Origin of the sequence: Saliniramus fredricksonii (assembly GCF_900094735.1) — a bacterium.
Classification (GTDB): domain Bacteria; phylum Pseudomonadota; class Alphaproteobacteria; order Rhizobiales; family Beijerinckiaceae; genus Saliniramus; species Saliniramus fredricksonii.
On record NZ_FMBM01000001.1, the window covers coordinates 1,134,719 to 1,158,821 of the forward strand.

The following is a 24,103-nucleotide window of genomic DNA, read 5'->3' on the forward strand; positions in this document are numbered from 1 at the left end:
CAATCTGAAATAACGTGATTGCGCTGCCCTGCGCCGGTTCCCTCCACGCCCCGGTCCCGCTATCGTGCGCCGGCTCGTCGCATTCCGCACCGTGCGTAACAAATGCAGGGATCAATCGAACTGGGGGGATACAATGGCTCATCCGGACGAGGAGGTCTGGGCCGGGATGTTACGCGATGCCCTAGCCGGTGACGAAATCCGTTACCGCTCGTTTCTGGAGGCGATCACGCCGCCGCTGCGGCGGCTGGTATCCGTGCGCGCCGGAGGCATGGGGACGGCGGAATGCGAGGATATCCTGCAGGACACGCTGCTTGCCATCCATCTCAAGCGCCATACCTGGCGCGTGGATGAGCCGGTACGGCCCTGGCTGTTCGCCATTGCGCGCTACAAGATCGTGGATGCGTTCCGGGCACGCGGGCGACGGATCACGATCGATATCGCCGATTTCGCCGAGACGCTGCCCGCCCCGGCACAGGAGGACCCCACCGAGGCCGGGGATATCGCCCGCGTCATCGCCCATCTCGATTCGCGTTCCGCGCAGATCGTACGTGCCATCGGCCTTGAAGGGGCCGGTATCGCCGAAACCGGCGCACGTCTGGGGATGAGCGAGGGCGCCGTGCGCGTCGCTTTGCATCGGGGCCTCAGGAAACTCGCCGCCCTGCGCAGGAGTATGCTGGAATGAAGACGGATCACCTGATCGCCATGCTCGCGCGCGACGATACGCCGGTATCGCCGCTGCGCCGGGAACTGTTGCGCGCCGGTGCCATCGGTCTGGGCATGGCGGCTGTGCTGTTTGCGCTGATCTACGGGCTGCGCCCGGATTTCACTGCCGCCGCGCAGGATCCGCGTCTGTGGGTGAAGGTCGTGACGCCGCTGATGTTGCTCGCCGGCGCCGGATTGGCCGCATCGGCGCTGCTGCGTCCGGAGGGGCGCGCGCGCCGCGCCGCGCTCATTGCCGCCCCGCTCGTGCTCGGCCTCGCCGTCATCCTCGAACTCGTGGCGCTGCCCGCCGGGCGATGGGGAGTGGCGCTGATCGGCGACAATGCCCTGAAATGCATTGTCTCGATTCCGCTACTCGCGCTGGCACCCTTCATCGCGCTGATGCGCGCGGCACGCGAGGGCGCGCCGACGCGCCCCGGCCTGGCCGGTGCCGTGATCGGACTCGCGGCCGCGGGCGGCGGCGCGGCGCTCTATGCGTTGTATTGTCCCGATGACAGCCCGCTCTTCGTCGCCACCTGGTACAGCCTCGCGGCGCTGGCCATGGCCGGGATCGGCGCGCTCGTCGGGCAGCGTTGGCTGCGCTGGTGAAAAATCCGCTATTCTTCGCCCGCGCGCGGTGCTAATTCCCCGCCATGCTCGAAGGTCTGCACCCCAACCGCCCCACCCATGTCATGCGCATCGAGACCGATGAGCGCGCCGCGCGCGCGCTCACCGATCTCGTGGGTGAGATGTTCGATCCGACCGAGACCGCCGTCGCGGCTTTCGAGACCCATGATGACGGGCCGTGGCTGCTGGAGGTCTATTTCGCCAGCCCGCCGGACGAGACGGCGATGCGCGACCTCATCAGCATGATCATCGGCGAGCGCGCCCGCGATGCCGTCTTCATCGCGCTCGATCAGAAGGATTGGGTGAAGGCCTCGCTGGAAGGGCTCGCCCCGGTGCCAGCGGGACGCTTCGTCGTGCATGGCGCGCATGACCGCGACGCGGTGAAACCGAACCAGATCGGCATCGAGATCGAGGCCGCACTCGCCTTCGGCACCGGCCATCACGGCACGACGCGCGGCTGCCTGCTGCTTCTGGGTGATATCCTCAAGCGCCGCCGACCGCGCCATGTCCTCGATGTCGGCACCGGCACCGGCGTGCTCGCCTTCGCCGCCGCCAAAGCGACGCGGCGCAAGGTCATCGCTGGCGATATCGACCCGGTCGCGGTGGCGGTGGCGCGCGAGAATGCCCGGCTCAACGGCATCGGCAATCTCGTCGATCTCTATGTCGCGCCCGGCATTGATCACACCAAGGCGCGGCGCACCCGTCACTTCGATCTCGTTTTCGCCAATATCCTCGCCCGCCCGCTGCGGCGGCTCGCGCCCGATCTCGCCCGCGTGACGGCGGATGACGGCGTGATGGTGCTCTCGGGCCTGCTCGCGCATGACGTGCCCGGCGTGCTCTCGGCCTATCGCGAACACGGTTTCGCCCTCGCCGCCCGCCGCGATCTCGACGGCTGGGCCGCCCTGATGCTGACCCGCACCGGGCGCGATCCGAGGCCTTTGGCGGAGATCTGATCAGACGACCCAGGCGCAGCGCACTCCGAGTCGGGGCGTGATCAGCTTGCGAAACGCGCTGTCGCCGTGCTCGTAATGGCGGAAGAGGCCCCAGGAAATCATGTCGGCAGCCTGAAGCCCGAGCCATTCCCGCGAATCCTCATGCCTTACGGTGAAGGCATGGCGGTGATCGCATTCGGTGATGATTCTGGTCTGGACATAGGTGGTGAAGGGTACCCCGTTCTGTGGAGAGGTGTGCCTTTGATCGACGACGAGGCTGATCGGCTCCCTGATCTTGCCGGCGTGAATGCCGGACAAGAGTTTTCCGGCGAAATAGTTGTAGGCGACACCATAGGGTGCGGCGCGGAGGTTGTCCGTGATGCGCAGCCTGTTGACGACAGTGTAATGGACAGTGATGCCGGCGTTGATAATTTCTTGAATGAAATTCCCTATGTATGTCCGACGATCCCTCAGTAATTTCTCCGATACACCAGCAATATGCTGACATCCATGCAATACCGTTCCCTTGATTTCTTCATCTTTCGGCCAGCCAAGATCATGAAATATCTTCTTCTGGCGCCGAATGGCATTCTTCAGGCGATTGAGTTCCCTGGTTTGCAGGATCGTGAGGACGAAATATTGGCTGGTTTTTTCGGAAAGACCGAGCACGCCCGATTCGTCTAGAAAGAAATATTGCATCCACCGACTCCTGAGCCAAGAGTCTCAACGGGAACTCTTAAGATTTTGATATGAAAATCCTGTCTTTTGGTTGTGTGAATCCCACCCGGACACGCCGCAGACCCGGAATGCGCGTGCGCGCGCCTTCGCATCGCGCTGTCTCTGTGGCATTTTCCAGTCCCTGTGATCATGGGCGTGCCGCGACGGGCATGACCGATGACGTGCAGCGGCAGAGAATTCCGGGGCAGGCCATGAAAGAAGCGGGTAGCGCGATCGAAACAGCGGATGTCGTGATTGCCGGCGGCGCGGCGATGGGGTCGTCGCTGGCTTATCATCTTGCCAGCCATCCGGGTTTTTCCGGGCGCGTCATCGTGGTGGAGAAGGATCCCGGCTATGCGCGCTCTGCTTCGGCGCTCTCGGCGGCCTCGATCCGCCAGCAATTCTCGAGCCCCGTCAATATCCGCATCTCGCTCTACGGCATAGCCTTTCTGCGCGCCATCGGCACGCATCTCGCAGTCGATGGCGAGGCGCCGGTGATCGATCTGAAGGAGGGTGGCTACCTCTATCTCGACCATGAGGGCAGCATCAACGTGATGCGCGAGATCAACGCGCTCCAGCGCGCCGAGGGCGCCGATATCGCGCTGCTGGACGCCGATGCCTTGCGCGCGCGTTTCCCCTGGCTTGAACCCGGCGAGGATGTCGTGATCGGCTCGCTCGGGCTCTCGGGTGAAGGCTGGTTCGACGGCTGGGCCCTGTTGCAGGCCTTTCGCCGCAAGGCGCGATCGCTCGGCGTGGAATATCGCACCGGGGAGGTCGCAGCCGTCGAGACCACCGGCGGCGCCGTCTCCGGTGTTCGGCTTGCGGACGGCGCGCGCATTGCCTGTGGCAGCCTCGTCAATTGCGCCGGCTCGGGCGGGCGCGCGCTTGCGGCGACGGTCGGGATCGATCTGCCCGTGCATGCGCGCCGCCGCTATGTCTTCAGCTTCACCTGCAAGGCCGATATCCCCAACTGCCCCCTGATGATCGACACGACCGGCGTCTATGTCCGGCCTGAAGGCGAAAACGCCGAGGGACGGATGTTCATCTGCGGCGTCTCACCCTCTCCGGAGGAAGACGAGAGCCTTGGCTGGCACGATGCCGACGCGGACAGCCAGCAGGTGGATTACAGCTATTTCGAAGAGCGTATCTGGCCCTCGCTCGCCAACCGCGTCCCCGGATTCGAGGCGATCCGCCCGGGGCGCGCCTGGGCCGGACCCTATGACATGTGCCTGCTCGACCACAACGCGATCATCGGCCCCGCCGGCCCTGACGGATTCCATCTCTGCAACGGCTTCTCCGGCCACGGATTGCAGCAATCCCCGGCGGTGGGGCGCGGCCTCGCCGAGCAGATCGTGGAGGGGCGCTATGTGACGCTCGATCTCACTGATCTGGGCCATGCGCGTGTCGCCGGGAACCGCCCGCTGCGCGAGCGCAACGTGATCTGAAAGGCGTCCGCCCCGTGGCGCCGTATCGCGCCCGGCTTGCCCTCGCCGGCACCGGGGCGCTATGCCGGGTCACCCGTTACCAAGATCGCCCTCCGGAGAGCAGCATGCGCGGACGCGCCGTCCCCCTCACCCCCGCCCGCACCCTGATGGCGGATCTGTCCTGGATCGCGCGCAAGGTGCCGATCGGGGTGATCCGGCGCGAGGTCGATCTTTCACCGCTGATCGCGGCACGCCGGGCCAGTGCGCCGCCGCGTATGCCGTTCACGGTGATGACGGCGAAGGCGCTCGCCCTCGTGGCGCGCGACATGCCGGAACTGCGCCGCAGCTATGCGCTGTTTCCCCGCCCGCATCTCTACGAGGTTCCCGTCAGCGTCGCCTCGATCATGATCGAGCGTGAGATCGACGGAGAGCGCGCGGTGATTCCGGTGCGGGTGAGAGATCCCGCAGGCCAGTCGCTGCGCGCGATCGCGGCCATCCTCGACAATGCGCGGGCGGGCGAGGGCGGCGAAGCGGCGCATCTGGCCAAGCTGATGCGGATCTCGCGCCTGCCGCTGCCCCTGAGGCGGCTCGCCTGGCTCTGGGGCTTCAACAGCGGACGACAGCGCCCGAATTATTTCGGCACCTTCGGCGTCTCCGTGCTTGGCCATCTCGGCGGGGAGATCACGCGACCGGTCTCGCCGCTGACGAGCTTCGTCAGCTACGGCCCCTTCACTGCCGACGGCACCACGCAGATGAGCATGGCCTTCGATCACCGGGTGATGGACGGAGCGCTGATCGTCGAGGCGATGGGCGGGATCGAAGCCGCGCTCAACGGGGCGATCCGGGAAGAACTCGCGGGCTGAGCCCTCACTCCGCAGCATGGCGGCTGGTATGCCAGCGGGTGAGCAGGGCGCGCAGCGCAGCCGGTTTCAAGGGCTTGTTGAGCAGCTGGATCGCCTTGGCCGCCGCATCCTCGCGCACACGCGGCGAGCGATCCGCCGTGAGCAGTACGGCAGGCAGATCCGCGCCCAGATGCCAGCGCAGGGCGAGTATGGCTTCGATCCCGTCACCCTCGTCGAGATGATAATCGACGATGATCCCATCCGGCACCGCGCCGGCGCGCCGCAGCGTCTCGCGCGCCTGTGCCAGCCCGCGCGCGCCATGCACCGAGCAACCCCAGCCGCCGAGCAATTCCTGCATCCCGGCGAGAATCGCGGGCTCGTTGTCGATGGCGAGAACGGTCAGCCCGTGGAGCCCGCCGGCGGGCTGCCGCGACGGGATCTCGTCGCTCACGCTGACCGGCAGGGACGCTGCTTTCGGCAGGTTCACGGAAAAGCATGACCCATGCCCCGGATGCGAGACCAGAGTGAGCCTGTGCTCCAGCACTCGGGCGATGCGTTCGACGATGGACAGCCCCAGCCCCAGCCCCTGCGCGATCCGCGCGCCCTGATCGAGCCGCTGGAATTCCTGGAAGATCAGCCGCTGTTTCGAGGCGGGAATGCCCAGCCCCGTATCGTGAACCTGCAGCGCCAGCCTGCCGCCGCGCCGGCGCGCGCCGACGAGGATCTTGCCCGAGGGCGTATATTTGATCGCATTGGAGATCAGATTCTGCATCAGGCGGCGCAGCAATTTGCGATCCGAACGGACACTGACCGCCGGGGCGACGAAGCGCAGCCGTAACCCCTTCGCCGCCGCCGAGGGCTCGAATTCCCGCGCGAGCTGATGCAGGAAGGCATCGAGGCGAAAGACCGCGTATTCCGGCTTGAGCGCGCCGGTATCCAGCCGCGAGATATCGAGCAGCGCCGTGAGGATCTCCTCGACCGCATCCAGCGAGGCGTTGACGTTTTCGGCGAGTTCGCCCGTGCCGCTGTTTGCCGCTTGCGTGCCGGAGGCATCGCTTCCATCGCGATTGCGTTCCACCATCGCCGTTGCGTAGAGACGCGCAGCGTTGAGCGGTTGCAGGATGTCGTGGCTGGCTGCGGCCAGGAACTGTGTCTTGGAGGCATTGGCTTCCTCGGCCTCCGCCTTGGCCTGGCTCAGTGCCGCATTGAGGCGGGTGAGTTCTTCGGTGCGTTCGCGCACCCGCCGCTCCAGCTCTTCCGCGACACGTGCCCGGGCCTCTTCCGCTGCAACGGCCTCGGTGACATCGGTATAGGTGGTGACGAACCCGCCATCGGGGAGCGGGTTGGTGCGGATCTCGATGACGCGTTCATTCGGGTAGAGCCGCAGCCGCACCGGCTCGGTTTCATGGATGAAGCTGTCGATGCGCGCCGCGATCTGCTCATCCATCGCCCCCGGCCCATAGGCTCCGCGCGCGGCATTGAAGCGCACGATCTCGCCCAGTGAGATTCCGACACGCACGAATTCCGGTGGCAACTCGTAGAGATCGACGAAGGCCTGATTCCAGCATAGCAGGTGCAGATCCGAATCGAGCACCGTGATGCCCTGGCGGGCGTGGTCGAGGGCGTGCTGGAGCAGATCACGATTGTACTGGATTGCCGCCGAGGCGTCATCGAGCAGTTTCAGCGCATCGCGGGTCGAGACGTTGCGCCGCTTGAGCACGAGTGAGAGGGCGAGGCGTGCCGATGCCGCGCCGATCGCCGAGGCGAGCAGGTGCTCGGCATAGCGCAAGAGATGGATATCGGCGGGGCCCATACGCGCGAGATCAACCCCGCGCATGCGTGCGAAACCCTCGAAGGAGCGCGTGGCGCGTTCCTCGCCGAGATAGCGCGCCACGGTCGCCTGCAACTCGGCCACGGTGACGGCGGTACGAAACAGCCGGAAGGACTGCGTGACGGGTGTGTTCGCCTCGCCGATGAAGGCATCGGCCTGCATGCGTTCGAGCGATGTGGTGGGACGCATCAGCGAGACGGCGACATAGGCGGCGAGGTTGAGCCCAAGGCTCCAGAGCACACCATGCGTCAATTGCGGCAAATCGAGCCCCAACAGCGCGGTCGGCCGCAGCCAGGCGAGCCCGAACGGCCCATGGGCGATCAGCTCGGCAAAGGGGCGGATCTCCCAGGCGATCGAGGGCACAAGCAGGGTATAGACCCAGACGGCGAAACCGAGGGTCAGGCCGGCGACGGCCCCCGCAGCCGTGCCCCGCCGCCAGATCATCCCGCCGAGAAAGGCCGGTGCGATCTGGGCCACGGCAGCGAAGGAGAGCAGCCCGATCGCGGCGAGGGCCGCATCGCCGGCGGCGCGGAAATAGACGTAGCCGAGCAGGATCACGACGAAGATGGCGATGCGGCGTATGCCGAGCACCATCCCGCCCAGATCGTGCGGGAGGGTGCGCCCGGCAGCTTCCCCTTCCGGCACGGCGCCGCGACGGCGCAACATCAGCGGGATCACCAGATGGTTCGAGATCATGATGGCGAGCGCCACCGATTCTACGATCACCATGGCCGTTGCTGCCGAGAGGCCACCCAGAAAGGCGATCAGCGCGATCTCCCCGGCCCCCGCAGCCAGCGGCAGGGCGAGCACCGTCATGTCCCGGTCGATCTCGCCGGAAGCGAAAGTGGCATAGCCGGCCACGGCGAGGGGCACGACGAAAATGTTGATCAGGATCAGGTAGAGCGGAAACAGCCAGGCGGCGCGGGCCACATCCGAGAGCGAGCGGTTCTCGACGACACCGACGTGAAACTGGCGTGGCAACATCAGGATCGCCATGCCCGACAGCGCGACGATGGTCAGGAAGGCGCCGGGTCCGGAGGTGCGGTCGAACACGTCGAGCGCGCCGCCCTGGATGCCCTCGACCCGCCCCATGATGTCGCCGATACCGCCGAACATGTGGAAGGTGACGTAATAGCCCACCATCAGGAATGCGACGAGCTTCACCCCCGATTCCAGCGAGATCGCGAGAACCAGCCCGTTCTGGTGCTCCGTCGCATCGGCGTGGCGCGTACCGAACCCGACGGCGAAGATCGCCAGCACGATGGCGACCAGCAGGGCGAGATCGCCGAAGGGGGGACCATTGCGGGCGCCAGCGTCTCCTGTGCATCGGTTGCCAGAAAGACGTTCAAAGAGGAGGAGACGGCCTTGAGCTGCAGGGCGATGTAGGGCACCGAGCCGACCACCGCGATCAGGCTGACGATGGCCGCGACGCGCTCGCTCTTGCCGTAGCGCGCGGCGACGAAATCGGCCACGGAGGTAATGTTCTGTGCCCTCGCGATACTGACGATGCGCTGGATGAGCTTGTAGCCGAGCCCGATGACCAGGATCGGCCCGAGATAGACGGCGAGGAAATCCAGCCCCGAATGCGTGGCGAGTCCAACCGAGCCGAAGAAGGTCCAGGAAGTGCAATAGACGGCCAGGCCGAGGGCGTATACTGTCGCGCGCAGGCCGCCATCGAGCACGCGCTTGCCCTGCCGGTCACCCCAGAAGGCGACAGCAAAGAGCAGGCAGAGATAGATCAGGGCCGTTCCGACGACGACCCAGCCTGCGATCATGGCAGACGCCTTCCCCCCGTTTCAGCCGCCCCGGCTCGACTGGCGATTGCCGGTTCGACGACAGCCTAACCCGCTTGCAGCCGCAAGGCCAAGACGCATCGCAATGATGGCCGGGGGACCGGTCGCGCGACCGGGAAAGGTGCGAGACGCTTCAGTAGAGGCGCCCGCCGATTTTCGCGTCTTTCGCCGGCGTGATCAGGACGACTTCGCCATCGGCATCGGGCACGCCGAGAGTGAGCACTTCCGACATCATCGGCCCGATCTGGCGTGGCGGGAAGTTGACCACCGCGAGCACCAGCATGCCTGGCAGATCCTCCAGCGCATGGTTGCGGGTAATTTGCGCGGAGGAGCGTCTGGTGCCGATCTGCGGGCCGAAATCGATGGTCAGCTTGTAGGCGGGCTTGCGTGCCTCCGGAAACGGCTCCGCCGCGACGATCCGCCCGACGCGGATATCGACCGCAAGGAAATCCTCGAAACCGATCGATGCCTGAATTTCGTCATGCTCCGCCATGAGCGCCCCCGCCTTTCGCTGTCCCGCGCGCGTCAGATCGCTGCGGCGGGATCGCGATCCTCGCCGGGACGGTCAATCCCCGCATCCGGCCCCGCATCCGCACTGTCATCCTCACCATATCCGCCGTCACGACGGCGCCGGCGCATGCGCGCACCGCCTTCCATGATGGCCTGGCCGATCGCCCGGAACGGCGCGGTGACCCGGTGGAAATCCTCCGCACGCTCCATGAAGCGCTCTGCGCGCCCCAGTTCGCGGTCGAGCCGCGCCATGGTCTGTGCCAGTTCCGGCGCCTCATCCTCGAGCCAGGTTTCGAGCACCCGCGCCATGGTCAGGACGGAGCCCTGCAACTTGATCGGGCCGAGGGCATCCTCGGTGGGAATATGCGCTGCGGCCAGCATGTAGCGATGCGAATTCAGCGCGACCTGGTTGAGCGCGGCGAGCGTCAGCGGCTCACGCCGCACGGCGACGGCGATGCGCCGCAGGGCGGGTTTGTAGGGTGCCAGCGCATCGAGATAGCGCATATAGACGTCGAACAGCCTTTCGCGCGCCGGCTCCCCGATCAGGTCATCGGAATTGCCGGCGAGCACGGCCATGTCGATCTTGCGGGCAAATCCGCCGAGCACGGCGCCCTTGGAGGGGAAGAATTCGCGCAGATCCGCCAGCGTCACGCCCGCCGCTTCGGCGATATCGCCGAGTTCGATGTCATCCCAGGGGCGCTCGGCAGCGAGCGCCATGGTCGCCTCGACGATCTCGTCGCGTCCCGGTTTCTTCTTGCTGGTGGCCATGCCGTTCTCCCGTCACGCTGCGCTGCCTCGACGTTCTATGATAACGCAGCTTTGTCCTCTGTGTAGGGGATCGCGCACAAAACGCGGGCGGGTGGCTGATATGCCGATCAGCCCGAAAGCGCGCCGGCGCGGTTTTTCGCGGCAGCCACGGCATCGCGCAGCAGCGGGCGGAAGCCGTTTTCCGCCATCAGCACTTCCAGTGCAGCAGCCGTGGTGCCGCCCTTGGAGGTGACATTTTCGCGCAAGGTCCCCGAAGGCAGCGGACTTTGCGCCAGCATGGCGCCGGCTCCCGCGACCGTGGCGCGTGCGAGCTTCTGGGCGAGCTCTTCCGGCAGCCCGGCATCGATGCCGGCACGGGCGAGTTCCTCCGCCAGCAGGAAGACATAGGCCGGCCCGGAGCCCGATACTGCCGTGCAGGCATCGATCAGACCCTCGTCCTCGACCCAGGCGACGACGCCGATCGCACCCAGAAGCGCATCCGCCATGGCGCGGCGCTCCTCGGCGAGGCCTGGCGAGGTGCAGGCGCCAGTGGCCCCTTGCGCGATGGCCGCCGGGAGATTGGGGATCGAGCGCACGATACCGCCGCAGCCCGGTATCGCCGCGTCCAGATTGGCGATGGTCTTGCCGGCCAGAACCGAGATCAGCGTCGTGCGGGAATCGACCAAGGGTGCGATCTGCGGGCCGACTTCAGCGAGCACCTGCGGCTTGATCGCCAGAACCAGCGCCTCCGGCGGTGCGATCGTATCGCTGGCAGGATTGAGCGCGACCCCCCTGGCGGCGCAGAGCTGCTGCAGATCCGGGCCGGGATGGGGATCGATCACGGTGGCGGCGGAGCCGGGAAGGCCGACCTTGAGCCAGCCTTCGAGCATGGCGCCTCCCATCTTGCCCCCTCCCACGAGCAGGAGCGAAGCAGGCAGATTCTGCGCTTCACCGATCATCGCGACAGTCATGGCGTTTGCTCCCCTTGTGCGCGCTGCGATCCGTCTCGTTGGCGGATGTGCGCCGAAACGCGTTATCAGGCCTCACCTTCGGTCTCGAAGAGCACGCTGTCCAGTGCCTCGCGCGCGGATTTTCCCGCCCAGAGCACGAACTGGAAAGCCTGATAATGCCGCTCGCAGGCATCGATCGCCGATTTCATCAGCATTTCGCATTGTGCCCGGGCCGGCATGGTGCCGCCGGTCAGGAGCAGCGCATGGCGATACATCGCCACCTGTTCGGCGCCCCAGAGATCGAAATGCCCGACCCAGAGCTGCTCGTTGATCATCGAGACGAGATGCAGAAGCTCCGTGCGCCGGCGCTCCTGGACCCTGAGATCAAAGGCGCAGGCGATGTGCAGGGCCTCGACTTCCGGGATCCAGGTGAAGGCGATCTGATAATCGGCCCATTGCCCGGAAACCGAGACGCACATCTCGTCGGCATCGAAGCGCTCGAAGATCCAGTGCTCGTTCGCAGCAAGGCGCTCGACCTCATCGAGCGGGTGTTCGGCACGGTCTTCGTGAAGCAGCAGCGGGGTCATGGTCATCCGTCGAAACGCGTGCGGGCGGTCGTGTTGGGCAAAACGCATCACCGATGCGCGCAGCCGGCGCGTGAAGGTCACTCAATCCCCCGGCGGTTGCCGCCGCAGGCGCGAATCACCTTCATCTCGACTATATCCCGCGCGACTCGCGTCGATCAAAGTGCTTTCCGGGGCCGTGTGGCGTCTATCGACAGCATTCGGGGCACCTATGGCGATATCGCTGGAGGGCCGGTCGCGGCGAAATCGCGCCGGAATGCCCGCCAAATGCCTGTTTCACCGGGGCATGCACGGGCGAGGAGTCGGAAACGGAATCATGCGAATCGATCCGCGTATCTGCAGCCGGCCCGTGCGCACCCTGCAGAAATCTGGGGACATCCGATCCGGATGTCTTTCAGGGGGCCTGCCTCACGCCTCCTCGCCGTCGCGCGAGAGGGCCCGCCAGCCGATATCGGAACGGCAGAAGCCTTCGGGCCAATCGATCGCCGCGACGCCGCGATAGGCCCGCTCGCGTGCCTGCGCCACATCCGCGCCGAGCCCGGTCACGGCGAGCACGCGCCCGCCATGGGCGGCAAGCGCATTCGCGCTCTGGCGCGTGCCGGCATGAAAGACGAGGGTCTCGGGCAGCGCGCCCGCTGCTTCGACGCCACGAATGACGCTGCCGTTCTCCACCTTGCCTGGATAGCCGCGCGTGGCGAGCACCACAGTCAGCGCGGTTTCCGCGCGCCAGCGCAAAGGTGGCAGGGCGGCGAGCTTGCCGTGGGCGGCGGCCATGAACAATGTGGCGAGATCGCTTTCGAGCCGCGGGATCAGCACCTGCGCCTCGGGATCACCGAAGCGCACATTGTATTCGATCAGCTGCGGGCCTTCCCGCGTGATCATCAGCCCGGCATAGAGAATGCCGGTGAACGGCGTGCCGCGCTCAGCCATGGCGCGCAGGGTCGGTTCGATGATTTCGCGCATGACCTGCGCTTCGCGCGCCGGGGTCATCACCGGTGCCGGAGAATACGCGCCCATGCCGCCGGTATTGGGGCCGGTATCGCCGTCGAAAGCGCGTTTGTGATCCTGCGCCGAGGCGAGCGGCAGGGCCGTCTTGCCGTCGCAGATGGCGAAGAAGCTCGCCTCCTCACCCTCCAGATAATCCTCGATCACGACGCTCGCCCCAGCCTCGCCGAGACCGCCGGCGAACATGAAATCAACCGCAGCCTCCGCCTCCGCCATGCTCATCGCCACGACGACGCCCTTGCCGGCGGCGAGCCCGTCGGCCTTGATCACGATCGGCGCCCCGCGCCGGCCAATTTCCGCCATGGCGCGCGCGCGATCGTCGCAGCTTGCATGGCCGGCGGTGGGGATGGCGTAGGCCGCGCAGATCTCCTTGGTGAAGGCCTTGGAGCCTTCGAGCTGCGCGGCTGCGCGGCGCGGGCCGAAACAGGCGATGCCGGCATCGCTCAGGCTGTCGACGAGCCCGTCGACCAGCGGCGCTTCCGGGCCGACCACGACGAGATCGATCCCCTGTTCGTCGCAGAAGGCCCGCATCGCCGCATGATCGGTCAGCGGCAGATCGCGGTTCTCGCCCAAAGCCGCCGTGCCGGGATTGCCGGGGGCGATGAAGAGCTGCTGGCAGAGCGGGCTGGCGGCAAGGCCGTGAGCGAGCGCGTGCTCGCGACCGCCGGAACCGATCAGCAGGATCTTCATCGCGTCGTCTCCCGTATTGCGTGCAGCCGACACGCCCGATCAGCTGCCGGTACGCGCCAGAGACGGATAGACCCGGTGTACGCTGCTGGCAACAGAAGCCGCCGCTGCCGCCTTGATCAGATCGCCGGGCACGAAGGCCAGCACGCCGGTCGCCGCAATCTGCAGCGGTATCCCGGCGACGAGATCAAGCCAGGCGATGCCGCCGGCATAGATCACCACGATACCGCCCACGAGGCTCGCAAGGAATGCCGGGACGAAGGCCCCTTCGCGCCCGAAGCGCTGCATCAGCCAGCCGATCACGAAGGCACCGATCGGCCAGGTGAGGAGGAAGCCGGCCGTCGGCTCGAGGAAGACCGGCAGTCCGCCGCGCCCGCCCGGCAGAAGCGGCATGCCCATGGCGACGAGGGCGATGAAGACAAGGACGGCCAGCATGCCGCGCCAGCTGCCCAGCACCGTGCCGGCGAGCATCACACCGAGCGTCTGCGCCGTGATCGGCACGGGCAGGAAGGGGATCGGGATCGCCGGAACCAGGCCGAGCACCGCGATGATCGCGGCGAACAGGGCGATGTGTACGAGCTCAAGGGTGCGTAGCACTTCTTCGGGGCGTGAACCGTTTTCGGGTGGTTGCGGTTCGGGGGAGTTCGTCATCGCGGTCTCTTCAGACTTCCACAGGGTGTCGGGAATGCCACGGTTGCATATGGCGAGGTCGCGCCTGCGTCAATTGCCGCGCTGGTGAAATTGCGCGCGCAGCGGGCGAAATCTCCCGCGAAATGACCTATCCTGATCGGATCAGGCAAGCGCATCGCACGAAAGGGTGCGCGCGCCGTGCGTGTCACATGTCGAGCGCCAAGGGAGAAACCATATGCCGACGAACCGCCGCTGGGTCCTCGCCGCCCGTCCTCAGGGGGAGCCCGTACCGGAGGATTTCCGGCTCGAAACCCGGGAGATCGACGCCTCCGCCCCGCAGGACATGGTGCTCATCCGCAACCGCCATCTCTCGCTCGATCCCTATATGCGCCTGCGCATGAACGACGAGAAATCCTACGTGCCGCCCTATGCACTCGGCGAAACCCTGGGCGGCCAGACCATCGGCGAAGTGGTGGCCTCCGGCAGCGCCGATTTCACACCGGGCGACAGCGTCATCGGTTCCGGCGGCTGGCAGGATTACGCGCTCCTGCCGGCGAAGATGGTCCGGCGCATCGATCCCGACCGGATCCGCGCGCCGGCCTGGCTCGGCATGATGGGCATGCCCGGTTTCACCGCCTGGATCGGGCTCGACCTGGTGGGCGGCGTGAAGGCGGGCGAGACCTTCGTCGTCGGCGCGGCGACGGGACCGGTCGGCTCCATGGCCGGGCAACTCGCCCGACGCGCCGGCGCGCGCACGGTCGCCATTGCCGGCGGGGCACAGAAATGCGCGCTCGCACGCGAGACCTTCGGCTTCGATGAAGCCATTGATCACCGCGATCCCGATTTTGCAAAGCGTCTCGCCGCCGCCTGCCCGGACGGGATCGACCTCTATTTCGAGAATATCGGCGGCGCCGTCCTCGAAGCGGTCTTGCCGCTTCTCAACGATTTCGCCCGCATCCCCGTCTGCGGGCTGATCGCCCATTACAATGAAAGCGCGTCACCTGCGGATGCGAGCCCGCTCGCGAAGGTGATGCGCCAGGTGCTGGTGCAAAGGCTTCACCTGCGCGGCTTCATCGTTTCCGACCACTTCGCCCGCTATCCCGATTTTCTGGGCGAGGTCGCCCCGCTCGTCGGCAAGGGCGAGATCGTCGGGCTCGAAGACGTGGTCAACGGTCTGGAGAATGCGCCGCAAGCGCTGATCTGGCTGCTCGCCGGGCGCAATCGCGGCAAATGTGTCGTCGCGCTCGATTGAGACGGTCGTCCACGGAAAATCCCGGTCGCCCGCCCGCCGGTGATTTCATCGGCGGGCGAAACCCTCTATCCAGTCGCCATGACGGCGCCCGCACTTGATTCGTCACATTCCCTCGACACGGCCCGCGCAACCATGCGCGAGACCTTCGGCTATCCGGATTTCCGCCCCGGACAGGACGAGGTCATCGCCGCCGTGCTTGGCGGGCGCGACGTGCTTGCGGTGATGCCCACGGGCGCTGGGAAATCGATGTGCTACCAGCTTCCCGCTCTGGTGCGTGAAGGGCTCACCGTGGTGGTCTCGCCGTTGATCGCGCTGATGCGCGACCAGGTGGCGCAATTGCGCACCAACGGTGTCGCGGCGGGCGCGCTCAATTCCGCCAATGACCAGGAAGAGAACGACCGCGTGCGCGACGCCCTGCGGACTGGCGCGCTGCAATTGCTCTATATCTCACCCGAGAGGCTGGTGAATAACGGTACGGCGGAATGGCTCGCGCGATCCGGCGCCCGGCTGCTTGCCATTGACGAGGCGCATTGCGTCTCGCAATGGGGGCATGATTTCAGGCCGGAATACGCGGCTCTCGGCGATGTCCGTCGGCGCCTCGGCGATATCCAGACCATCGCGCTCACCGCCACTGCCGATATTGCCACGCGCGGCGATATTGCCGGCCAGCTCTTCACGCAGGAGCCGACCACCTTCGTGCACGGCTTCGACCGGCCCAATCTCTATCTTGCCATGGAGCCGCGCACCGATCGCAGCCGCCAGATCCTGCGCTTTCTCGAAAAGCACCGCGGCGAGAGCGGCATCGTCTATTGCGCCTCACGCAAGGCGACGGAGACGCTCGCGCAGACGCTTTCGGACAAGGGCGTCACGGCGCTGGCCTATCATGCGGGCATCGAATCGCAGGAGCGCTCCCGCCGCCAGGACCGTTTCCTGCGCGAAGACGGGATCGTGATGGTGGCGACGGTCGCCTTCGGCATGGGAATCGACAAGCCGGATGTGCGCTTCGTGGTGCATGCAGCCCTGCCGAAATCGATCGAGGCCTATTATCAGGAGATCGGTCGCGCCGGGCGCGACGGCGCCCCCGCCGATACGCTCACGCTCTACGGGCTGGAAGATATCCGCCTGCGCCGCACGCAGATCGAGGAATCCAACGCCTCCGACGAGCAGAAGCGCATCGAGCGGCAACGCCTCGACGCGCTGGTCTCGCTCTGCGAGGCGCCGCAATGCCGCAGGCAGACGCTGCTTTCGTATTTTGGCGAGAGCGCCGAGCCCTGCGGCCATTGCGATCTGTGTCTTGGCGGGGTGACACGTTTCGATGCCACCATCGAGGCGCAGAAGATCCTCTCGGCCATTGCGCGCACGGGCGAGCGTTTCGGCGCCGAGCACATCGTGGCGATCCTCGTCGGCGAGGAGAGCGAGCAGGTCCGCCGCCACGGCCATCACGGGCTCAAGACCTTCGGTGTCGGCAAGGACCGCCCCAAACAGGCCTGGCGCTCGCTGATGCGCCAGATCTACGCCGCCGGGCTGGTGCAGATCGCGATCGATGATCACGGGCGCTGGCGCATCACGGAGCGCGGCGACGCCGTCCTGCGCGGGCGCGAGCGCATCACCCTGCGCTCGGATGTGCTGGAGAGCGGCAAAAGCGGCAAGGGCACGAAGGAGCGCCGCGCCGGGGCCATTGCCGAATCCGGAATCGCGCCGGACGATCCCGTGCTCGCCCGACTCAAGGCGCTGCGCATGCAGCTCGCCCGCGAGCAGGAAGTGCCGGCTTACGTGATCTTCACCGACCGCTCCCTCGTCGACATGGCGCTCATGCGCCCGCGCGACCGCACCGAACTCGCCGCCTGCCACGGCGTCGGTCAGGCCAAGCTTACCCGCTACGGCGATGTCTTTCTCGAGGCCTTGCGCGAAGTGCAGGCGTGACGATCAGTCGTAGCTGCGCTCATCCGCAATCACCTTGCCGTCATTGGGCAGGCTGCCCGGCGCGGTGAAATCGACCTTGCCACGCAGCTTGAGGATGCTCTGCAGGCTCGCGCCCACGTCCTGCGCCAGCGCCTCATCGCGGTTTTCGGTTTCACATTGCAGCGTCATCGCGTCGCTTTCGCCCTCGCGGGTGACGACGAGGCGGGCCTTGGCGATTTGCGGATGCGCGGCGAGAATTGCGGCGATCTGCTCGGGGCGCACGAACATGCCCTTGACCTTGGTGGTCTGATCGGCGCGCCCCATCCAGCCGCGGATGCGGATATTGGTGCGCCCGCAGGGGCTCGGCTCATCCATCTGCGCGGTGAGATCGCCGAGCGCGAGGCGGATCACGGGATGATGCTGGTCGAGGGTGGTGACGACGATCTCGCCGACCTCGCCGGGCGCCACCGGATCGCCGGTGCCCGGGCGCACGATCTCCAGGATGATGCCCTCGTTGACGACGAGCCCGTCATGGGTGCCGGTCTCATAGGCGATGAAGCCGATATCCGCCGTGGCATAGGCCTGATGCGCCACGATCCCGCGCTCGGCGAAGGCGGCCTGCAGCGATTTCGGGAAGGCGGCGCCGGAAACGCCGGCCTTCCTGATCGAGGAGACGTCGCGCCCCTTCTCGGCGGCGGCATCAAGCAGGATCTTGAGGAAATCCGGCGTGCCGGCATAGACATTGGGGCGAAACGCCTCGATCAGGTCGAGCTGCGCTTCCGTATTGCCCGGGCCGGCGGGAATCACGGCGCAGCCGAGCGCCCGCGCCCCGGAATCCATCAGGAAACCGCCGGGCGTCATGTGGTAGGAGAAGGTGTTGAGCACGATGTCGCCCGGGCGCAACCCCATTGCATGCAGCCCACGCGCGGCGCGCCAGGGATCGTCCTCGCGCCCCTCGGGCTCGTAGATCGGGCCGGGCGAGGTGAACAGGCGCCCGAAGGCGCCCGGCGAAGCCGGCACCAGGCCGCCGAAGGGCAGGGCCTGTTTCTGCAAGGCCGGCAGGTCGCTCTTGCGCAGGATCGGCAGTTGCGCGAGCGCCGCGCGATCGGTGATGGTCTCGATCTCGATCTCGCCCAGATGGCGCGCATAGGCCGGCGCCCGCATGGCGGAATCAAGGGCCTGCGGCAGGCGGGCGAAGAGCTCGGCCTCGCGATCGGCGGTCTGGCGCGTCTCGCGGGCATCGAAGAACTGGCTCATACTCGTCTCCCCTCATCGGCGCGCATCTTGCGCACGCGCTCTCTCGTGCCGGCTCAGCGCCCGATCAGATCGCGCGCGACGATCAGGCGCATGATTTCGTTGGTGCCTTCAAGAATCTGGTGCACGCGCAGATCCCGCACGATCTTCTCGATGCCGTAATCGGCCAGATAGCCGTAGCCGCCATGCAGTTGGAGCGCCTTGTTGGCGACGTCGAAGCCGGTATCCGTGGCGATGCGTTTGGCCATGGCGCACAGCCGCGTGGCATCCGGCGCCTTCGCATCAAGGGCGGCGGCGGCGCGCCAGAGGAACGTGCGCGCGGATTCGAGCTCGGTCGCCATGTCGGCGAGTGTGAATTGCAGGGCCTGGAACTGCGCGATGGCCCGCCCGAAAGCGTGGCGCTCGCGCATGTAGTCGAGGCTGCGCGCGAGCGCGGTCTGGGCGCCGCCGAGCGAGCAGGCGCCGATATTCAACCGTCCGCCATCGAGCCCGGCCATGGCGATGCGAAACCCGATCCCCTCGTCGCCCAGCCGGTTGGCCACCGGCACGCGCGCATCCTCGAAGATCACCTGCCGCGTCGGCTGGGCATTCCAGCCCATCTTCTTTTCCTCGGCCCCGAAGCTCAGGCCCGGCGTGTCCTTGTCGACGACAAGCGTCGAGATCCCGCCGGCTCCCTCGGCACCGGTGCGCACCATGGTGACATAGAGATCCGAGACGCCCGCGCCGGAGATGAACTGTTTCACCCCGTTGACGACATAGTCATCGCCCTCGCGCACGGCGCGGGTCTTGAGCGCGGCGGCGTCAGAACCCGCGCCCGGCTCGGTGAGGCAGTAGGAAGCCAGAAGATCCATGCTGCACAGGCCCGGCAGCCATTGCGCGCGCTGGTTGTCATTGCCGTAACGGTCGATCATCCAGGCCGACATGTTGTGGATCGAGATATAGGCCGAGATCGTGGGGCAGCCCCTGGCCAACGCCTCGAAGATCAGCGCCGCGTCGAGCCGGGTGAGGCCCGAGCCGCCCACATCCTCGCTGACATAGACGCCGCCCATGCCGAGTGCGGCGGCCTCGCGCATGACGTCGACGGGGAAATGCTTTTCCTCGTCCCAGCGCACCGCATCCGGCGCCAGTCGCTCGGCGGCGAAGCTCTCGGCCATCTCCCGGATGGCGATCTGGTCCTCGTTGAGGGCGAACATGGTTCCTCGCGTTTCCTGACGACGGGTCAGACGCCCGTTCGTTTTGCGCCCTGACGACGCTTTGTGCAGATCATAGCCAAAGCCCCCGCGCACGCAAATACCGCCCTTCGTCGCGTGCCGGGCGGCGCGATCACGCGCGGGCGCGGCTCGCAATGGCGACGCCGATCGCGGCGATCGCCATGCCGGCGATCTGCACCGGGGCGAGGGTCTCGCCGAAGAGCAGCCAGGCCATCAGGGCCGAGCAAGGCGGCACCAGATAAAGCAACGCCGCGACCCCCGCCACGGCGCCGCGCCGGATCAGCGCCAGCAGCAGGAATATCCCGCCGATCGACATCACCAGCACCGACCAGGCCAGCCCGAAGATCACATCCGGAATCATCGGCACCCGGTTCTCCTCGATGAGCAGTGCGACCGGCAGCGTGACGAGCGCCGCGCCGACGAAATGAACCACGGTATTGGTGCGCACATCCTGCGCGCCGCCGGTGCGCTTCTGCCAGATCGTGCCCAGCGTGATCGAGAGCATCGCGATCAGCACGATCCCGACCGCCCCCGGCGGCAGGCCCGTCTCTACGCCCAGACGCGGCAGGATCACGAGGAGCGCGCCGGCGAAACCCACGGCGATGCCGAGCCAGCGCAAAGGCGAGACCTTCTCGCCCAGGGTCAGCCCGACCAGCATGGCGGTGGCGAGTGGTTGCAAGCCCACGATCAGCGCCGCGATCCCCGCCGGCAGCCCACCATCGACGGCCCAGAACACACCGCCGAGATAGATCCCGTGCAAGAGAACGCCCGCGATCAGCCCGTCGCGCCAGTCGCGAAGCGTGGCCGGCCATTGCGCCCCGAACCACCAGGCCACGGGCGCGAGCAGCGCGATCACGAGCAGATAGCGCAGAGCCAGAAAGCTCAGCGGATCGGCATGCGGCGTGACCAGCCGCGCCATGATGAAGCCGGTCGACCAGATCAGCACGAACAGGACCGGTGCGAGTTGCGCCAGCGGATCCCGCACAGCCTGTGTCGCCGAATCGCCGCGTACCGGTTTGATCATGTTTTGCCTCCGCCCGGACATCATTCCGGCGCAGGATGTAGCAGGTTGCGGGGCGCGCGCCCATGCACAAGCATGCAATGCACAGGCGCGCGATGCACGCGCTAGCAGGATGCGCAGGTCGCAAAAGGCTTGCACCAGAGATCGGCGTGGCCCATTTGCGGTGAGGGAGATCATCGACCTTGCACGCCCTTCGTCAGAGCTTCGCCATTCTCTTGCTCGCCTATAACCGCATGAATCTGCATGACGGCTGGGCGATCGCGAGCCATATCGCCCTTTCGGGCCTGTTCTCCTTCTTTCCATTCCTGATTCTGCTGACCGCGCTGGCGAGTTTCTTCGGCGCCGGTGCGCTCGCCGATGATGCCGCGGATCTGATCCTGCAGGTCCTGCCGCGCGAGATCGGCGAGCCGATCGCGCAGGAGGTGCGCAACGTGCTCACGGAATGGCGTGGTGACCTGCTGACCATCGGCGCGGTGCTCTCGCTCTATTTCTCGTCGAACGGGATCGAGGCCCTGCGCGTGGGGCTCAACCGCGCCTATGGGGTGCGCGAAAACCGTTCCTTCGTGGTGACGCGGCTCGAATCGATCTTCTATGTGGTCATCGGCGCCGCAGTGATGCTGGCTTTCGCCTTCGGCATCGTGCTCGGACCGCTCGGATGGGGCACGCTTTTGAATTATTTCCCGGCCCTGATCGACTTCACCCGAATCGTCGACCTGCTGCGGCTGGGCGGGACCAGCCTGCTCATCGTCGCAGCCTTGCTGATCACGCACAAATATCTGGCAGCAGGTGAACGCAGCCTGCTGAGCGTGCTTCCGGGCGTGGCGGTCACATTGTTTCTGTGGCTGCTCGGCGGCTTCGTCTTCGGCTTCTATCTCGCCCAGTTTCCCCAGGCCTATGCGACCACCTATGGCGGCCTCGCCACGGCGATGATGGCGCTGATCTTCCTGTATACCCTGGCGGTGATCTATATTTTCGGCGGCGAGATCAACGGTGCCGTCGCAGCCATGAACCGCGCAGCCGCCAAACGGCGCCGGGCGCGTGCCACGCATTACGATGACGGTTTCTACTGGTGAGGCTGACGATGTCGAAAGCGGATGATCACAGCGATCTCAAGGCGCCCGACCAGGCAGCGATCCAGATGATTGCCGATGCCGCTTTCGCCGATCTGCCGGCGGCGTTCCGCAGCCTGTGCGGCGAGATCGTCATCCAGATCGCGGAATTCCCCGCCGAGGACGTCCTGCGCGAACTGGGGGCGGAATCGCCCTTCGACATCCTCGGCCTCTTCCAGGGCATCGGTCTCGCCCAGGGCGGGGGCATCGAGGGGATGTTCGCCGCCGGTCACGAACCCAATCTGATCTGGCTCTACCGTCGCCCGATTCTCGATTACTGGGCCGAACACGACGAAACCCTCGGCGCCATCGTCTCCCATGTCCTCATCCACGAAATCGGCCACCATTTCGGCCTCTCCGACGAGGATATGGAAGCGATCGAGGCCGCTGCGGGGGATGTGTGAGGGCGGCAGCAGGGAATGACGTCACCTGGGGCTCGCCATGCCCGACGCAATCAAGTATTGCAATATGCGCCATGGTTCTCGCAGCGAGGCGCACCGGTATGACATCCCCCGAATTTCTGCAATCAGACGAACGCAGCACAACGGAGGCAGGATTTTCCGGCTGGGCCGTGGCGTCGACCGCCGATGCCTTTCCGCAGCCGGGCCGCGCGCCGATGGGGCGTCATGTCGCGGGGGAGGGGTTCCTCTCGGGGCTTGCGCGCCACGCGCAGGATGAACCGATTGCCGGTTTCGGCGATCTGCGTGAAAAGGAGCCCTTCGAGGCGCGCATTCGCGCCGCGGGATCGCAAAGGCGCATCGGCTTCATCGACCATCGCTTTCCCGAGCGCCTCGCCGGGCCCGGCAATCTGATCACCCATGCCCCCGATCTCGCGCACCGCGCATGGCAGCGCACGCGCCGTGCTCCCGATGGCTATAGCCTGGTCGGTGTCACGCATTCCCTGTCCGGTACCATCGTGCGCGAGGCGATCTGTGCGATGTCCACGGCGCCGGTCGCAACCCATGACGCGCTCGTCTGTACGTCCCGCGCCGCGCATGGAGTCGTCACGCGGCTGCTCGAGGCGCAGGAGGAGGATCTGCGCCGCCGGCTCGGTGCGACACGGTTCCCGCGTCCGCAACTGCCGATCATCCCGCTTGGCGTCGAGACGGCAGCATTCTCACCGCAGGATTCGCAGAACCGCGAGTTGCGCGCGCGTGAACGGGAACGGCTCGGCCTGTCCGGTGATGATCTCATGGTTCTCTCGGTCGGCCGACTCGACCCCCTGTCCAAGGCCTGGCCGATGCCGCTGCTCGTTGCACTCTCTCGCGTCGAGAGCATGCGGCGCATCAAACTGGTCATGGCGGGATCGAGTCCGCCGGGGCCGAGCGGGCATGATGCAGCACAGTGCATCAGCAGGCATTTGAGGGATACCGCCCGAGCAATCGATCCTCGCCTCGATCTCGTCGTGCGCCCGGATCTGACGGCGCAGGATCTGCGCGCCGCCTATGCGGCAGCGGATGTCTTCGCGGCCATGTCCGACAACATCCAGGAGACTTTCGGCCTGGCCGTGATCGAGGCCATGGCAGCGGGTCTTCCCGTCGTCGTCTCGGACTGGAGCGGTTATCGCGATCTGGTGCGCGAGGCGATCGACGGCTTTCTTGTCCCGACACGTGTGCCGCCGGAGAGCTTTTCCGAGCGCGTCGCCGGGCTGAACGAGGCGCAGCAGATCGGATATCGCGAATATGCCGGCGCCGTATCCGCGCTCACGGTCGTCGATGTCGATACCTGCGCCGACCGTATCGGCACGCTCGCGGCAGATCCTGAATTGCGGGCACGCATGGGGGAGGCAGCGCGGGCACGCGCCGTTCAGCAATACGACTGGGCCGTCGTGATCGGCCAGTATCGCGCCCTGATCGATGCCTGCGCGGAGCGCCGAGCCGCCGGGTCCTCAGTGCGATTTGCCGCGCCGGCGCACCCTTCCCCTTTCGGCCTGTTCGGTGAATTCGCGAGTACGAGGCTGGAAATGGCGACGATGGTGGCACCCGGTGAGGCCGATCTGATCAAGACGGCGCGCCTGCAGCCGATGCCGCTCGGCGCGTATTGCGGTGCCGAGGCGGTGACCATCATGGCGCGGCTCGGCTCGGAGGCGATGCCCCTGCAGGCGCTGCTCGGGTGCTGCCGCGACATCGATCCGGGTCGCGTCACCGCGACCGTGATGGCGTTGAGCAAGATCGGCGCCTTGCGCCTCTCCTGATCCCCGCCATCAGCACGCTCGCCGAATCAGACGATCTGATCGTAATTGACGAAGCTCAGATCCGAGCGGTTCACACCGGTCATGCCCAAGTTGAACAGTTGAATTGGACGAAGCGGGAACATTTTTCCGTAAGCCATTGATGTTATTGAGGTGGGGTCGGTGGGCGTCAGTTTGTGTGGTGC

At 66.4% G+C, this 24,103-nt stretch carries 22 protein-coding genes; 10 read left to right on the top strand and 12 right to left on the bottom strand.

Annotated features, from left to right (window positions below):
- The first annotated feature begins 133 nt into the window (after nt 1-133).
- From GA0071312_RS05195 to GA0071312_RS05205, 3 genes are read left to right on the top strand one after another with little or no spacing between them, the layout of a single operon-like run.
- Nucleotides 134-682 carry a sigma-70 family RNA polymerase sigma factor gene (locus tag GA0071312_RS05195; RefSeq protein ID WP_074443861.1) on the top strand — a complete coding sequence of 183 codons (549 nt, stop codon included), beginning with the start codon at nt 134-136 and terminating at the stop codon, nt 680-682.
- On the top strand, nt 679-1,308 hold the full coding sequence (locus GA0071312_RS05200; protein WP_074443862.1) for an NrsF family protein: 630 nt from the start codon (nt 679-681) through the stop codon (nt 1,306-1,308). The genes GA0071312_RS05195 and GA0071312_RS05200 overlap by 4 nt, the downstream gene beginning before the upstream one ends.
- Nucleotides 1,309-1,352: 44 nt before the next feature.
- Nucleotides 1,353-2,279, top strand: coding sequence for a 50S ribosomal protein L11 methyltransferase (locus GA0071312_RS05205; protein ID WP_074443863.1), 927 nt, complete (start codon nt 1,353-1,355; stop codon nt 2,277-2,279).
- Here GA0071312_RS05205 and GA0071312_RS05210 read toward each other — a convergent pair whose 3' ends face one another.
- Complete coding sequence (locus GA0071312_RS05210; protein WP_074443864.1) at nt 2,280-2,957, bottom strand: DUF3800 domain-containing protein; 678 nt, start codon at nt 2,955-2,957, stop codon at nt 2,280-2,282.
- 230 nt (nt 2,958-3,187) lie between these two features.
- On the opposite strand from GA0071312_RS05210, the gene GA0071312_RS05215 reads away from it, so the two are divergent.
- Entirely contained in the window at nt 3,188-4,420 is a 1,233-nt protein-coding gene (locus GA0071312_RS05215) for an NAD(P)/FAD-dependent oxidoreductase (protein WP_074444245.1), read from the top strand.
- Between the two features lie 104 nt (nt 4,421-4,524).
- A complete protein-coding gene (locus GA0071312_RS05220; RefSeq protein WP_074443865.1) occupies nt 4,525-5,262 on the top strand; it encodes a hypothetical protein in 738 nt (245 codons plus the stop codon).
- Between the two features lie 4 nt (nt 5,263-5,266).
- Here GA0071312_RS05220 and GA0071312_RS05225 read toward each other — a convergent pair whose 3' ends face one another.
- From GA0071312_RS05225 to GA0071312_RS05255, 8 genes are all read right to left on the bottom strand, one after another.
- Nucleotides 5,267-8,332: a NahK/ErcS family hybrid sensor histidine kinase/response regulator gene (locus GA0071312_RS05225; RefSeq protein ID WP_338056803.1), complete on the bottom strand. Its 3,066-nt coding sequence runs from the start codon at nt 8,330-8,332 to the stop codon at nt 5,267-5,269.
- Nucleotides 8,233-8,847: a sodium:solute symporter family transporter gene (locus tag GA0071312_RS20520; protein WP_338056804.1), complete on the bottom strand. Its 615-nt coding sequence runs from the start codon at nt 8,845-8,847 to the stop codon at nt 8,233-8,235. Before GA0071312_RS20520 ends, GA0071312_RS05225 begins: the two co-directional genes overlap by 100 nt.
- Before the next feature lie 151 nt (nt 8,848-8,998).
- On the bottom strand, nt 8,999-9,358 hold the full coding sequence (locus GA0071312_RS05230; RefSeq protein ID WP_074443866.1) for a tRNA-binding protein: 360 nt from the start codon (nt 9,356-9,358) through the stop codon (nt 8,999-9,001).
- 32 nt (nt 9,359-9,390) lie between these two features.
- Entirely contained in the window at nt 9,391-10,143 is a 753-nt protein-coding gene (locus tag GA0071312_RS05235; protein ID WP_074443867.1) for a TetR family transcriptional regulator, read from the bottom strand.
- Between the two features lie 107 nt (nt 10,144-10,250).
- Complete coding sequence (gene proC, locus GA0071312_RS05240; RefSeq protein WP_083204326.1) at nt 10,251-11,093, bottom strand: pyrroline-5-carboxylate reductase; 843 nt, start codon at nt 11,091-11,093, stop codon at nt 10,251-10,253.
- Between the two features lie 65 nt (nt 11,094-11,158).
- On the bottom strand, nt 11,159-11,665 hold the full coding sequence (locus GA0071312_RS05245) for a type III secretion system chaperone family protein (protein ID WP_420819951.1): 507 nt from the start codon (nt 11,663-11,665) through the stop codon (nt 11,159-11,161).
- Between the two features lie 399 nt (nt 11,666-12,064).
- The gene (gene purD, locus GA0071312_RS05250) at nt 12,065-13,351 is read right to left on the bottom strand and encodes a phosphoribosylamine--glycine ligase (protein WP_074444248.1); all 1,287 of its coding nucleotides are present in this window, start codon (nt 13,349-13,351) and stop codon (nt 12,065-12,067) included.
- Nucleotides 13,352-13,390: 39 nt separating this feature from the next.
- The gene (locus tag GA0071312_RS05255; protein WP_074443868.1) at nt 13,391-13,999 is read right to left on the bottom strand and encodes a biotin transporter BioY; all 609 of its coding nucleotides are present in this window, start codon (nt 13,997-13,999) and stop codon (nt 13,391-13,393) included.
- 214 nt (nt 14,000-14,213) lie between these two features.
- On the opposite strand from GA0071312_RS05255, the gene GA0071312_RS05260 reads away from it, so the two are divergent.
- Together GA0071312_RS05260 and recQ are read left to right on the top strand one after the other, a co-directional pair.
- On the top strand, nt 14,214-15,230 hold the full coding sequence (locus GA0071312_RS05260; RefSeq protein WP_074443869.1) for an NADP-dependent oxidoreductase: 1,017 nt from the start codon (nt 14,214-14,216) through the stop codon (nt 15,228-15,230).
- A gap of 78 nt (nt 15,231-15,308) precedes the next feature.
- Nucleotides 15,309-17,153, top strand: coding sequence for a DNA helicase RecQ (gene recQ / locus GA0071312_RS05265; RefSeq protein WP_074443870.1), 1,845 nt, complete (start codon nt 15,309-15,311; stop codon nt 17,151-17,153).
- 3 nt (nt 17,154-17,156) lie between these two features.
- Here the strand turns inward: recQ and GA0071312_RS05270 are convergent, their stop codons facing one another.
- The 3 genes from GA0071312_RS05270 to GA0071312_RS05280 all read right to left on the bottom strand — a co-directional run bounded on the left by GA0071312_RS05270 (nt 17,157) and on the right by GA0071312_RS05280 (nt 20,621).
- Nucleotides 17,157-18,389 (bottom strand): phenylacetate--CoA ligase family protein, encoded by a 1,233-nt coding sequence (locus GA0071312_RS05270; protein ID WP_074443871.1) that lies wholly within the window; start codon nt 18,387-18,389, stop codon nt 17,157-17,159.
- 53 nt (nt 18,390-18,442) lie between these two features.
- Complete coding sequence (locus GA0071312_RS05275) at nt 18,443-19,579, bottom strand: acyl-CoA dehydrogenase family protein (RefSeq protein WP_074444249.1); 1,137 nt, start codon at nt 19,577-19,579, stop codon at nt 18,443-18,445.
- A gap of 130 nt (nt 19,580-19,709) precedes the next feature.
- Nucleotides 19,710-20,621: a DMT family transporter gene (locus GA0071312_RS05280; RefSeq protein ID WP_074443872.1), complete on the bottom strand. Its 912-nt coding sequence runs from the start codon at nt 20,619-20,621 to the stop codon at nt 19,710-19,712.
- 179 nt (nt 20,622-20,800) lie between these two features.
- Here GA0071312_RS05280 and GA0071312_RS05285 point away from each other — a divergent pair, with 179 nt between their 5' ends.
- The 3 genes from GA0071312_RS05285 (at nt 20,801) to GA0071312_RS05295 (ending at nt 23,921) form a co-directional block, all read left to right on the top strand.
- On the top strand, nt 20,801-21,691 hold the full coding sequence (locus GA0071312_RS05285; RefSeq protein WP_420819952.1) for a YihY/virulence factor BrkB family protein: 891 nt from the start codon (nt 20,801-20,803) through the stop codon (nt 21,689-21,691).
- An 8-nt stretch (nt 21,692-21,699) separates the two neighbouring features.
- Entirely contained in the window at nt 21,700-22,131 is a 432-nt protein-coding gene (locus GA0071312_RS05290) for a metallopeptidase family protein (RefSeq protein WP_074443874.1), read from the top strand.
- Nucleotides 22,132-22,229: 98 nt separating this feature from the next.
- Nucleotides 22,230-23,921 carry a glycosyltransferase family 4 protein gene (locus GA0071312_RS05295; RefSeq protein WP_165603958.1) on the top strand — a complete coding sequence of 564 codons (1,692 nt, stop codon included), beginning with the start codon at nt 22,230-22,232 and terminating at the stop codon, nt 23,919-23,921.
- The last annotated feature ends 182 nt before the right edge of the window (nt 23,922-24,103 follow it).